This is a genomic window from Streptomyces sp. NPDC020917, from assembly GCF_044333795.1.
In the GTDB taxonomy this organism is placed as follows: Bacteria; Actinomycetota; Actinomycetes; order Streptomycetales; family Streptomycetaceae; genus Actinacidiphila.
In genome coordinates, this window is the sequence record NZ_JBIRRR010000007.1 from 44,081 (window position 1) to 57,516 (window position 13,436).

Genomic DNA, 13,436 nt, shown 5'->3' on the forward strand with positions numbered 1-13,436 from the left:
TCCAGGTTGCAGGTTTAGGACACCTGACCTGAAGTGCATGGCGCGCGGATGAGAATCCGTGGGCATCGCCGAGCACGACGGGCGGTTCCACGAGGCGTGGGTGAGGTGTCATCAGGCGGACGCCTGGGCGCTCGCGACGGAGTTGTTGGCCCTGGCCCGCCACCAGATCGTCCGGCCCCTGGCCGCCGAGGGCCTGTTGCGAAAGTCGCTGGTCACGGTCCTTCGGGCTGTGTTTCCATGTCGCGGTGAAGAGCGAGAGCGTGTCCGGCGCGAACGTACCCCCGAGGGCCCGACAGCGCAATGATCGCGACCTCAGTGACTGTGTGCGGGTGCTGACAGAGGTCCATGAGCACGACGGCTATCCGGTGAACTGGCCCGACCTCCCAGGGGCATGGCTCACGCCCCCCTCGCTCATTGCCTCATGGGTGGCGGAACTGGACGGCCGCATTGCCGGCCACATCGGCCTGTCCCGGAGCGGCGTAGAAGACGCGGCTCCTGGGCTGTGGAGCACTCGTGCAGGGACGAGTATCGACGCGACCGCCGTGGTCAACCGGCTGTTCGTCGCCCCGTGGGCTCGCGGCCACGGAATCGGTGCGCTGCTGATGGCGCGGGCGGTCACAGAAGCACAGGCTCGCGGCTTGCATCCGGTGCTCGACGTGGTGGCTTCTGACACTGCGGCGACAGCTTTGTACGAGCGGCTCGGCTGGCAGTTGCTGGCCACAGTAGAACAGCAATGGAGCCCGGAGCAGAAGGTGGCCGTCCGGTGTTATGCGGCGGCAACATGACGGGGTCCCCCTGGTCACAGCCACTCATTGAGCAACCCGGCCTGCGGGTCGGGGACCCCAGGCCGGGTTGCGAGGGTGCGGCGGCAGCCGCCCGCAACCGGCGGGCTACTTGCCGGGTGTGCCGATGAACGTCAGGTAGCTCGAATCGCCCTTACCCGAGATCCCCGTGTTGGGCCCCAGGACCACGCGACCGGCCGGCATCTGCTTCTCGAAGACGACGAGCGGCACGTCCTGGCGGTCAGTGGGGATGTCCCACTTCGACAGGTCGCCCGAGAAATCGTCGTTGAAGAGCACGGCTCCCTGGGGCGAGCTGACCTTGATGCTGTCGTACTCGCCGATATCGCTGCCACCGAGGTTGAAGCCGACCCGTCCGCGGGCGAACGTGCCGTCGGTCCGGTCGTCGACCAGCTTGCCGTCGATGAAGGTGCGCAGGTGGTTGCCGATCGCCTCGATCCGCAGCGTGTATGCGTTCCCGGCCGCGGGCTCGATCGGGATGACCGAGCCGATCAGGGTGGACTTGCCGTTGACCACCGTGCTCATGCGCAACTGTCCGAGGCCGCCCGGGCTTCCGAGCGGGCCCCCGATGTTCCACACGTATCCGTTGCTGCCGTCCGCGGCCCTGAACATCACGCTGGCGCCGCCCTGGATCTGGCGCACCTTCGCCTCGACGACCTGGTCGCCCCAGTCCGCTCCGTCACGCGAGAGTGTCGCTCCGCCTCCTGAGGCCCGCAGCCGGCCGCCGTCGACGATCTGGACCTTGCGCGCGAACTCGCGCTTGCCGACGGTCATGTCGGTTCGGGTGAACCCCTGCTCCTGAAGCCAGGACGGCCACCACGTGCCCTCGCCCCGCTTGTCGAAGGCGACGTACACCGGCGCGGGCTTGGCCAGGTCGAGCGTCAGATAGTCGGCCGGGGCGTTCTTGGAGGCGTCGCCGTTGGCTCCCTTGACCAGGACCGACCCCGCGAGTGCGGACGGGAGCGAGGTGATCCGGTCACTGCGGTCGACGTACGCCGAGACGTTCTCCTGCGCCGTCACCAGCGGGTGGAGCTTGTCGGGCGCGACGACGGACACGTTGTCGCTCTGGATCTGCGGCGTGGTCCGCGGGACACCGAGGGTCTGGGTGCCGAGGTGCTTGACCGCGCTCGCCTGCCGGCCCTGGACCTGCTGGAAGCGGAAGGAGCCGTGCGGCCGGCCGACCCGCTCCAGCACGTAGGACTTCCCGGCCTCGACGTGCGCCGAGATGACCGCGTCACTCGTGGCGGGGACCACGACCCGGGTTCCGGACCCGCTGTCCTCGACGAACTGCACCGACGTCCCGGGCCAGGGGTTCTTGATCTTGAGGGTGTCCGCCGAGCCGGCCTGGATGCCGACCAGGGTCGGCTTGCCCTGGCTCACCTGGGTGCTGACCCGGTGGCCCCCGGCGATCACGACGGTCCCGTCGACGGTCCAGTCGTCCGGCAGCGCGCTCGCGATCCGTACCGTCCCGTCGCTGACCTGGACGAGGGCGTCCTGCAGGGCGTTGGCCACCACGGCGTTCCACGAGCTGTACATGTTGTGGATCGACGCGGGGTCGTCGTTGCGGCCGTGCCCGGTGAAGCCGTTCGGGTACTTCTGCAGGTCCGCTGTGCCCTGGACGAGCAGCCGTTTCATGTCGTCGGCGCGACCGAGGTCGGCGGCCCAGACCGGCGACTCGTCCCACTCACGCGTGAGCGGGAAGACACGCTCGTCGAAGGTGTCCTGCATGATCGTGGAGTCCGCACCGACCAGCCCCCAGGGGCTGAGCGGCTCCATGTCCGTGTTCTGGGTGTTCTTCGCCGGCTCGTTCGTGGCGGACCAGGCGTAGACCTTCTTGCCGTCGCGCGTGGTGGTGGCGATCTCGGGGAGCTTCGTCACCGCCGCGCGCAGCCGGCCGGCCAGGTCACCGTCACCGCGGGCGTCGGCGAGATCGGCGATGATCGGGAACATGACCTTCATGCCCGAGAGGTCGGGGGTGGGGTCGGTGGTGTCCCACTGCGTCTCGAACGAGTTGACGTGTTCGAGGTGCAGGAGCCCGTCGCCACCTTCCTTGAGTTGGGAGAGGTAGAACTTCGCGACCTCTCTCATCAGGGGGTAACCCCGGTCCAGGACACTGGCATCGCGGGTGAACTCGTACTGGCGCCAGAGGTCGTGCGAGACTTCGAGGCCGCCGGTGAGGATCCTGTTCGTCCAGGTGGGATCGGCGCTGCTGACGCACCCGTCCGGTGTGCCGTCGAAGCGCAGCAGCTCGGGCACGCACACGCCGTCGGCACCCGGCCAGTTGCTCTTGGTCCACGCCTCCATCTGGGCGAGGTGCGAGGTGTAGAGGTTGAGGTACGGCGCGTTGAAGCCGGCGGTTCCCGCTCCGTAGTTGGCGTCGACCTGCTGGCGCAGATTGAAGTGGAACCACGTCGACGGCGAGGCCGGCGTGTCCTGCCACGGGTAGAGCATGTCGGCGGCGCCCGCCTGGCCTGTCGGCAGGTCGCCCCGCTGCGTGGATGCCGTGGTGTAGAGCTGCTGGGCGCGAAGGGCCTCGAAGTACTCGCCGGTCCCGTCCGAGGAGGTGATCTTCATCGGCGCGGCCTGGTTCCAGAAGCTGTGCCACCACTTCAGGTGTGCCGTGTCGACCCGGTCCTGGGTCGCGCCCTCCACCGCCTGGCGGCTGGCCTTGCCCACGTCACCACCGGTGTACGAGGGGACCCCCACGACGATGCGGTAGCTGCCGTCGGAGCGCGGCTTGAAGGTCAGCCGAACCGTGTGCGCGTCGACCACCGACGACGTCACGTCGCGGGCGTCGGCGGTGATGGCGGCCACGGCTCCGGTGGTCCCGCCGGATGTGGAGTCGGTGAAGGTCTCCGCCAACGCACCAACCCCGCCGTCGGCGTAGGTGGTGGGATGGCGCCCGTCCCCGAGGCCGAGGTCTGCCGTCTGCTCCTTGCCGGGCTTGGCGCCGGTGACCTCCAGTACGAGCTGGTCGCGGTCGGCGCGGACGAAGGTGCGCGCCGTCATGCCCCTCCCGCTCTGCACCAACTCGGCGTCGGCCAGGTCCAGTCGCCCCTTGTAGTTGGGCGCGCTCGCGAGGTCGAACAGCCCAGGCACGACGAGCCGGCCGGCCGACTTCAGGTCCGGGAACGTGTCGTTGCGGTTGAGCTGCGCGGTGAATCCGTCCTGCGACCAGACCGCCGCACCGAGGTGGCCGTTCCCCAGGGGCATGCTCTGGTAGTCGCGCCAGGCCGGGCCTTCGAGCACCGGGTCGGAGCGCGACACCACGTCGGCGGTGTCCACCTGGAGTGCCCCATCTCGCCAGGCTGAAGTGACGTGATGGTCCGTCGTCGTTGTCCGCGGCGCGGTCGGCGCCGCCGATGCTGCTCCCGAAGCCGGGGAGACGGCCACCATGGCCGTCGTGATGGCGACCGCGAACGCCATTGCGGTGAACGCCTTGCCCATCGGACACACCCTCCTAGTCAAACGATTGACCAGCTAAAGATAATGTGAGGAATGACAGACAGTCAATCGATTGACTTCACCAGAGTCCTGTGCGTGCCGAGCATTCGGCCAGCCTGCGAGCCCTCTCCGCGTTCGAATGCGCAGGCCACGGGGCCGGTGCGAGCCGGCGCGAGCCGGCACGAGAACGCGGCCCTCGCCCGAAGCCGCCCCGATCTTGTAGGGTCCCCGCATATGCCAGCTCGACCCTCGGGCCACACGTCCACGAGATTGAAACGATTCACTGCCGTCCGACGATTCACTACCTCCCGGTGAGCAACGCGCCGCGGCGCCCGGGGAGTCGCAACCGTAAGGAGCATGCTTCATGGCTGAGACACCGCACGAGCCAACGGGACTGCCCCGCCGCCGCTTCCTCAAGTCGGCCGCCCTCGCCGTCACCGGACTGACCGTCATGGGATCGGGTGTCGGCCTCGGCGGCACCGCCGCGGCTGCGTCAGCCGGCTCGACCGCCGTCGACGGCCTGTCCATGGGCGGCAGATCCGACCAGCCGCTGGGCGTCAACGACCGTGCCCCGCTCCTCGCCTGGCGGCTCGAGAACGGCAGGCAGAGCGCCTACCAGATCCGCGTGGCCAGCTCTCCCGGCCCGCTGACCGCCCCCGATCTCTGGGACAGCGGCTGGGTCGAGTCGAGCACCTCGTCCGGCGTCGCCTACGGCGGCAAGGCTCTCCCGTCGCGCCGGCGTGCCGCATGGCAGGTGCGGGTACGGGACGCCGACGGCAGGGTCTCCGACTGGAGTGCCCCCTCCTTCTGGGAGGCCGGTCTGCTCGACCCGGAGGACTGGTCGCCGGCCCGGTGGATCGAGCACGCCACCCGGGGCAACGCCGACCCCTTGCCCGTCTTCGCCCGGGCCTTCACCCTCGACGGCGACCGGCGCGTCGATCACGCGCGGCTCTACCTCGCCGGCCTCGGCATCTACGTAGCCACGGTGAACGGCCGCCACATATCCGACGCGGTGCTCGAACCGGGGAACACCAACCCCCAGCAGTCGGTCGAGGCCGGCACCTACGACGTCACCGCTCTCCTGGCCACCGGCCGGAACACCCTCGGGGTCCAGCTCGGCAACGGCGTCACCAACGTCGGCTCCGTCACCAACGCCGCTGTGGGCCGGACGAGCGTGTACCGCAAGTACACCAGCACGGTCGCCAAGCCGACGACGCTCGCGGTCCCGGCCGCCCCGGGCGACACGACCGTACGCGTAGCCGACGTGAGCGGCTTCGCCGTCGGCGCCACGATCAACATTGACACCGGCGACGGCGGCGCCCGCCTCGAGAGCCGGGTCATCACCGCCGTCGGCACGGACATCGCTTTCGACGGGCCGCTGGCCGAGCAGCACGCCTCCGGCGCCACCGTCACCCGCTCCGGCACCCCCAACGCCACGATCACCGCGGTCAGCCCGCGCCTCATCGCCCGCCTGGAGATCGTCTACACGGACGGCCACACCGACACCTACGTGACCGACGAGAAGTGGCGTACGGCCCTCGGCCCCACCGTCACCGACAACTGGTATGCCGGCAGCGACTACGACGCACGCCGCGAGCAGCCGGGCTGGGACCTTCCCGGAGCGGACCTGACGGACAGCGCGAAGCGGCGCGACGGCTCGCCCACCGGCTGGACCGGCGCCGGTATCGCCCCGCCGCCCAACCTCGCGACGAAGCTCACATGGCGCCGCGCGCAGCCGGTGCGGATCGTGGACACCGTCTCTCCGGTCTCGATCACTCAACCCGTCTCCGGCACCTGGGTGTTCGACTTCGGGCAGAACGCCGCCGCCCTGCCCGAGCTGCACGTGGACGGGTCGCTGCCGGCCGGCACCGTGGTCAGGATGCAGCCGGCCGAGTCGCTCAAGGCCGACGGCACCGTCGACTCGGCAAGCCTGGGGTCGGGCAAGGGCATCCTCGACACGTACACCACCTTCGGCGCGACGGACGGCGAGACGTGGCGCCCCCAGTTCGGCTACCACGGCTTCCAGTACATCCAGGTCACCGGCCTCCCCGCCGGCTACCAGCCGGACACCGGCACCGTGACGGCACGCCATGTCCGCGCTTCGGCGCGGGTCTGCGGCGACGTGTCCACCTCCAGTGAACGGGTCAACCGGCTGCACCGGATGAGCCGTTACTCGATCGCCAGCAACATGATGTCGATCTTCACGGACTGCCCCGGCCGGGAGAAGCTGGGCTGGCTGGCCGACATGCTCCACTCGATGCCCGCCATCGACCGCAACTTCGACATGTCGGCCTATCTGCCGCACATGCAGCAGATCATGCGGGAGTCCCAGCTCGTCGACGGGCCGGATGCCGGGCTCGTACCCGAACACACGCCGGAGTTCCCGGTCTTCGACGGCCAGTGGGCGATGTACCGGAACGACATCAACTGGGGCAGCGCGGTGATCCTCGCGCCGTGGTGGCTGTGGCGGCACCACGGCGACACGGAGACCATGGCCGTGCACTACCGGTCCATGACCGACTATCACGACTACGTGCGCACGACCCAGGCGGGCTCGGGAGCGGACGAACACCTGGTGGACGGCCCGCTCAAGGACTGGGTCGCCCACGACGAGAGCACCCCCGGGCTCCTGGTCGGGACGTACGCGTACTACCTGATGACCGACCGGCTCGCGCAGATGGCCGCCCACCTGGGCAAGGACTCCGACGCCGGCCGCTACCGGACGTTGGCCGGCGCGATCGGGACCGCGTTCAACGACCGCTTCTTCAACGACGAACTGCGCACCTACACCAACGACGGCAACGCGGGCACGGCAGGCACCCAGGCGGCGAACGCGCTCGCCCTGGAAGCCGGCCTGGTCCCGCGCCGGCAGGAGCAGCACGTCCTGGACGACCTGGTCCGCCGGATCCGCGACTACCACCCGAACGGCGGCGGCCCGCACGTCAGCGGCGGGACGATCTCGCTCGGCCCCACGTTCCGGGCGCTGAGCGCGGCCGGTCGCGACGACGTCATCTGGGAGGTCCTGCACGAGGACACGCGCCCGGGGTACGGCTCATTCCTGCTCCCGACCGTCGCCAACCCCCAGGGCATGACGACGGTCCCGGAGCATTGGTACGCGCCGGACGACAACTCCTCGCTGAACCACATGATCCTGCTCCAGATCGACGAGTGGTTCAGCGCGGGCCTGGCGGGCATCCAGCAGGCGCCGGACTCGATCGCGTACGAGCGCATCACGGTGAAGCCGAAGCTGGTCGGGACGCCGGAACACCCACTGACCCGTGTCGAGGGCTCCTACGAGGGGCCGCGCGGGCGGATCAGCAGCGCCTGGCGGATCTCCGGGCCGGACAGCGCGGACTTCGCACTCGACGTCACGATTCCGGCGAACACGGCGGCCGAGATCCACGTGCCGACCGTCCACCCGAACAGGGTCCGGCTCGACGGGCGCCCGGTGCCGGCGTCACGTGCGGCCGTGTTCAAGGGCTTCGCGGACGGCTGTGCCGTCTACTCCGTGGGCCCGGGCACCTACGCACTCAGCTCGCGGCTGCGCTGACGACCGGTACACCGCTTTGCAGGGCAGCGCCCGGACTCCCGTGCGGGAGTCCGGGCGCTGCCCTGTGCGCGCCTTCAGCCGGTTCGCTCTACCAGTCACACGGAGCGTGCAGATCGTGGATCGAGTCGTCGAGTTCCACGGGCCGGTCGGGCCAGCCGTTTCTGGACCATTCGGTGATACGCCATGCCAGCCTCTTGGGCCAGACGGGAGTGCTCGGCAGGAGGGCCACGTCCACCCACGCCAGTTGCTGACCTGGCGACAAGTCACCGGGAACCGCGCGCTGTTCAGCGGATTCCGGGTCGCCCAGGCGCATCAGGTAGTAGTGCTCCACGCGGTCGCTGTTACGTACCACGGCCAGTTGCCGCTCAGCCGTCGCGACCAGACCGGTCTCTTCCGCCAACTCCCGTTCGGCAGCCACCGATGGGGCTTCCCCCGGCTCGACGCCACCGCCGGGGATGAAGTACTTGTGGCCGTCCTCCGGGGCGTATCGGATGAGGAGCATCCGCCCTCCGACCAGTACGACCGCACCTCCCCGGCGAGGAACGTCGGGGGTACGAACCTGCCGTGCATCCGTCATCGTTACTCCTGCACTCCAGCTTCAGATCGCGATGTGGCTGGTCTACCAAGTGCGGCCTGGGCACGGCCACCGCTGACCCTCGTGAGTCGCGTGGACGAACGACAAGACGGTGGCCGCAGGCCACTCGCCCGCCCCGCGGCCCGTTCCCGGCGACGGCTGCCGTTGCGTCCGCGCCGGATCAGCCGGGTATCGGCGCGGTGATGCGGTACCGGCCCGAGGTGATCCTGTGGTCCTCGAGTCCTGGGAGCCGGACGGTCGCCCGGCAGCCCACGGGCACGCTCACGTCGAGAGTGACCGAGCTGCCGGAGCGGCGCCACTCGCTGGTGACCGGACCACGGGGCGTCTGGTAGGTGGCCGCTACATGGGTGAGGTCTCCGACGAAGGTCGGGGCGATCAGCAGGTCGGCGAAGCCGACGGACTGGCCGGCCTGGTCGATGCCGGCAAGGGAAGCGCTGAACCAGCGGTCGATCGCGCCGAGCATGAAGTGGTTCTGCGATCCGGAACCGTCCCAGAACTCGGTGAGCGAGGTCGCGCCACGCGCCAGCATCGCACCGTAACTGGGCGCTGTGGTCTGGGTGGCGATCTCGTAGACGACATCGCTGCGGCCGGCCGCCGCCAGCACGTCGAACAGGGCGGGAAGACCGATCTCGCCCAGGTTGAGGTGGAACCCGTTGGCGGTCAGGTTGGCGAGGAGGTGGTCCAGGACACCGCCGTGCAGTTCGGCGGGGACGATGCCCATGTCCAGGGCCAGCGCGTCGCTGCACTGCGAGCCGGTCGCGTACGTGGTGTTCTTCGCATCGAAGTAGGCGGCGTGGAACGCGTTCCCGATCGCGTCGCGCAGGGTGCCGTACGTCGTCGCGTCGGCGGTGTTGCCGATCGCCGCCGCCACCGAGGAGAGTGCGTCGGCCGCCTTGAAGTAGCCGTAGGTGGCGGTGACTCCGGTGGGTGTGGTGGCGTTGATCGTCGCCCAGTCGCCGAGCCCGTAGTCGAGGAGGTGGCCTTTGGCCTTGGACGTCAGGTAGTCCACATACCGCCGCATGTTCGGGTAGTACGTCGTCAGCAGATCGCGATCCCCGTACGTGCGGTAGTGCTTCCACGGCACGATGACCATCGCGTTGCCCCAGTTGGGGTCGTCGCGGAACCCGCCACCGAACACCGTGTACTCCGGCGCGATGTCCGGCACCATGCCGTTGGGCAACTGGGCGTCGGCCATCGCCTGCACGATGTCGTACGTGTAGGCGGCAGCGTCGTAGTTGCGGGTCACGGTGTCGAAGACGAAGTGGTCCTGCTCCATCCAGCCCAGCTTCTCCCGGGTCGGGCAGTCGGTGAGGACCGAGAACATGTTGCCCTGCACCGCCCTGTCGATGATCCGGTGGATCCCGTTGATCAGTTCGTTGGAGCAACTGAACGATCCGGCGGACGTGTTGGCGGCGCGGAGCACGAGTGCCGTGAGGGTGTCCTTCGAGGGTGCTGCCTGCAGTCCTTCGACCTGGATGTAGCGGAACCCGTGGTAGAGGAACTCCGGATGCCAGGTCTCGACACCACTGCCGCCGAGCGTGTAGCAGTCGTAGATCGGGTTGCCGGTGGAGGCGTAGTCGATCGTGCCGTCGGCCTTCAGCAGCTCCGCCGGCCGCATGGTGATCTTCGTGCCCTGCTGGCCGCGGACCTTGAGCTGCTGCCAGCCGGCCACGTTGGTGCCGAAGTCGAACACGTAAATGCCAGGCTTGGGTTGGGTGATCGCCTGCGGGGTGAGGACGTCGACGACCTCCACGCCCGGTCCGCGCCGTGAGGTGAGGACCGCGTCGGGTGCGGGTGCCGACGAGGCGCTGACCTGCTGCCACGTCGAGCGGTCGGTGCCCGGCTGGTCCCAACCGCGCGGAAGCCGGCGGGCGTCGTAGTCCTCGCCGCCGTACCAGTTGGAGAACGTGACGGGTCCGAGTGCGGTCAGCCACGACCGGTCCGTGACCACCCGTTCGGTGGAGCCGTCGACGTAGGTGACCTCCAGTTGGGCCAGGACCTTCGGCGGCCCGATCCGGGCGTTGAACTTCGCATAGCGGGCGTTGTAGGTCAGCGTGTCGTAAATGCCGGTCCCGACGGTGATCCCCAGGGCGTTGTCGCCCTTGCGCAGCAGTTCGCCGACATCGAGCGTGGCGTAGTCGAGGTGCTTGGTGTAGGTGGTGTTTCCCGGTTCCAGGACGGCGCTGCCGGCGCGATGTCCGTTGACCGTGGCCGTGTAGACGCCCAGCCCGGTGACGTACAGGCGGGCTGACGACACGGGCTTGCGCAGCCGGAACTGCCGGGCGAACAGGGGCAGTCCGGCCGGCGTCACAGGTGGTTCGGGAGGGGTCTGCCCGGTGACGGCGGCAGCCACGGTGAACGGCCCGTCGAGTGAGTCGGCGGTCTGGATGGTGAAGTCGACGGGGAAGTTGGGTGTCCTGCCGTCCGCGGTCCGGATGTCGGTGCGCGGCCAGAGTGTGACGGTGTCGAACGACTGCGGCGCGCCCAGGTCGATGGTGAGCAGGATCGGACTGGCCGAGACATCGGGGTCGTCGTGCTGGAGGCTGGTGAAGCCCACCGGTGCGGTGTCGCCGCTGGTCTTGCCGTCGGTGACGTAGGCCGGCTCCCACGTGCCGGGGGCGCTGTAGACGTCGGTCGCGGTCACGGCGCCGTTCAGCGCGACGTTCACCTTCGGGTCGAGGGAGTCGAACACCTGCATTTCGGCGATCTGCAGGCGGGACACCGGTTGCGGCCATCCCTCCTTGAGCGGCAGGCCGAGCCTGCTGACCGACAGCCTCACGAAGCGGGCCCGCTGCGTCGCGAAGTTCACGGTGGCTGGTGGGACGGGTGAGCTGAGCGCGTCCCAGTCGGCGTTGCCGACCCACGCGGCGGTCCAGTCGCCCGGGTTGAGCAGTCCCATTTCGAAGGAGGCCGTCGGGCTCCAGTCCGAGGTGCGACCGCTTTCGTCCCGAACCCTGACCTGCCAGTACGCTCGGGTCCGTGACGTCAGCGCCCGCCCGGCGTAGACGGCGTGCCCGGCAGCCGAGGCGACCCAGCCGCTGTCCCACTGGTCGGGCCGACCGGAGTCCAGCCGGCTCCGGCTGCCGGCGACACGCACCTGGTAGGCGGTCTGCTCCCGCTGGTTACCGGTGCACGTCAGTGTCCATGACAGCGTCGGTTCGGCGTCGTGGATCCCCGTCGGGTCGACCATGCTGTCGACGCGCAACCCGCCGACGCCGAGCGGGCCGGCCGACGCCGGGCCCTGTCCCGGCTGTCCGGCCCATGCCGGTCCCGCGGCTCCGGCCACCACCGCGCCCGCTCCCACCGCGGCCCCCGCGCCCAGCAATCCACGTCTGCTCAGCCGGCTTTCGCTGGGCTTCGCTCGCTCTCGCATCGTCAGTCTCCGTCTCGTTGATCGCCTTCACGCACGGGTCCTGCGGGGGCGGGTGCCACAAAAACCAACGTGGGACCGTCGTTCCGGTCCCGACGAGCAGCCACCCCGCCTCGCTCTGCGGGGACCAATGTGGCGGATGGGCATCACTTGGTTGGAACGATTCATTTCCCCCGGGTGACGACGCTAGGAGTCCGGACAGTCCAGTGTCAATGCCCGTGCAGCAGCCAGGAAACGTGCCGCGTTGTCAGGTCGGGCGGAGATGCCTCGAGGCGGCTCCCGGAGCCCACCCGGGTCCGTGGGGGATTGAACGATTCAGTGAGTCCGGCGGACGGGGCTCCCGCAGCCGGCGTGGGAACGGGTGTTCGCCGGCCATCAATGCGCCGAGCATTGCCCGGACCGGGCAACCGGCTCGAACCCCGAGGGCCACGGCTCCGGTGGCGGTGCGGTGGCTCGCGCTCGACGCGCCGCTGCCCGGCGACCTGATCCTCGTTCAGGGCGTGACCGGGCAGGGCGCGCCACGAGGACCTGGACACGTCGGCCGCTACCTCGGCGGAGGTGCTCCTCGAAGTACCGCACACCGGCGCCGCTGGCGGCCAGGGCGACTGAGCGGGGGTGCGGAGCCGCGGCAGGGCGGCTGACCGGGTGATTGTCGCCGATTCGCCGCGCTCGCCGCGGTGCTCGTGGGCGCCCATCGCACAGGATTTCTCGCAGGCCCGTCCGCACTCCGCCTCGGCAAGGAGAATCCCGTGTCGACCACTCCCGCCGGCCCCGACGCCCCTCCGGCCGGCTACGAAGACCTGCGGGCCCTGTTCTTCAACTGCACCCTCAAGCGGGGACCCGAGCGCAGCCACACCCAGGGCCTGATCGACCGCAGCGCCGGCATCATGCAGGAGCAGGGCGTGTCCGTCGACGTCGTGCGGGCGGTCGACCAGGACATCGCCACCGGCGTCTGGCCGGACATGACCGAGCACGGCTGGGACAGCGACGCCTGGCCCGCCCTGTTCGAAAAGGTCATGGCCGCGGACATCCTCGTCGTGGCCGGCCCGATCTGGCTCGGCGACAACAGCTCGGTCACCAAACGCGTGATCGAACGCCTCTACGCCTGCTCCAGTCTCCTCAACGACGCCGGCCAGTACGCCTACTACGGGCGAGTCGGAGGCTGCCTGATCACCGGCAACGAGGACGGCGTCAAGCACTGCGCCATGAACGTCCTCTACAGCCTGCAGCACCTCGGCTACGTCATCCCGCCGCAGGCCGACGCTGGATGGATCGGGGCCGCCGGCCCCGGACCGTCCTACCTCGACCCCGACTCCGGCGGCCCCGACAACGAGTTCACCAACCGCAACACGACGTTCATGACGTGGAACCTCCTCCACCTGGCCCGCATGCTCAAGGACGCCGGCGGCATCCCCGCCTACGGCAACCAGCGCACGGCGTGGGACGCCGGCTGCCACCGGGACGCGGAGAACCCCGAACACCGCTGACCGCGAGCGGGACGAGCGCGGGCACCGCCTCGTGGTCCGCGACGGCCACCACCGGCCCCAGGACCGTGGTCACGTCGGGCCGGCCCCAAGTCGTGGTGACCGCACAACGGGTGAACGACCGCCGCGTGGACGAGCAGCCCTGGTGCGCCCCGGAGCCACGTTCGCCGAACGGCGTCCTCGTCGAACGCGG

General features: G+C 69.6%; 6 protein-coding genes. 3 read left to right on the forward strand and 3 right to left on the reverse strand.

The window, feature by feature from the left end; all coding sequences use genetic code 11:
• Window positions 1-245 precede the first annotated feature (245 nt).
• Window positions 246-785 carry a GNAT family N-acetyltransferase gene (locus tag ACH4TG_RS16995; protein WP_398243093.1) on the forward strand — a complete coding sequence of 180 codons (540 nt, stop codon included), beginning with the start codon at window positions 246-248 and terminating at the stop codon, window positions 783-785.
• A gap of 105 nt (window positions 786-890) precedes the next feature.
• Here ACH4TG_RS16995 and ACH4TG_RS17000 read toward each other — a convergent pair whose 3' ends face one another.
• Complete coding sequence (locus tag ACH4TG_RS17000) at window positions 891-4,247, reverse strand: glycosyl hydrolase family 95 catalytic domain-containing protein (RefSeq protein WP_398243094.1); 3,357 nt, start codon at window positions 4,245-4,247, stop codon at window positions 891-893.
• Between the two features lie 361 nt (window positions 4,248-4,608).
• Between ACH4TG_RS17000 and ACH4TG_RS17005 the strand changes: the two genes are divergently transcribed.
• Window positions 4,609-7,794: a family 78 glycoside hydrolase catalytic domain gene (locus ACH4TG_RS17005; RefSeq protein WP_398243095.1), complete on the forward strand. Its 3,186-nt coding sequence runs from the start codon at window positions 4,609-4,611 to the stop codon at window positions 7,792-7,794.
• 88 nt (window positions 7,795-7,882) lie between these two features.
• Here the strand turns inward: ACH4TG_RS17005 and ACH4TG_RS17010 are convergent, their stop codons facing one another.
• A complete protein-coding gene (locus tag ACH4TG_RS17010; RefSeq protein WP_398243096.1) occupies window positions 7,883-8,371 on the reverse strand; it encodes an NUDIX hydrolase in 489 nt (162 codons plus the stop codon).
• A gap of 178 nt (window positions 8,372-8,549) precedes the next feature.
• Window positions 8,550-11,762: a family 78 glycoside hydrolase catalytic domain gene (locus ACH4TG_RS17015; protein ID WP_398243097.1), complete on the reverse strand. Its 3,213-nt coding sequence runs from the start codon at window positions 11,760-11,762 to the stop codon at window positions 8,550-8,552.
• Window positions 11,763-12,508: 746 nt separating this feature from the next.
• On the opposite strand from ACH4TG_RS17015, the gene ACH4TG_RS17020 reads away from it, so the two are divergent.
• Complete coding sequence (locus ACH4TG_RS17020) at window positions 12,509-13,246, forward strand: flavodoxin family protein (protein ID WP_398243098.1); 738 nt, start codon at window positions 12,509-12,511, stop codon at window positions 13,244-13,246.
• Window positions 13,247-13,436 lie beyond the last annotated feature (190 nt).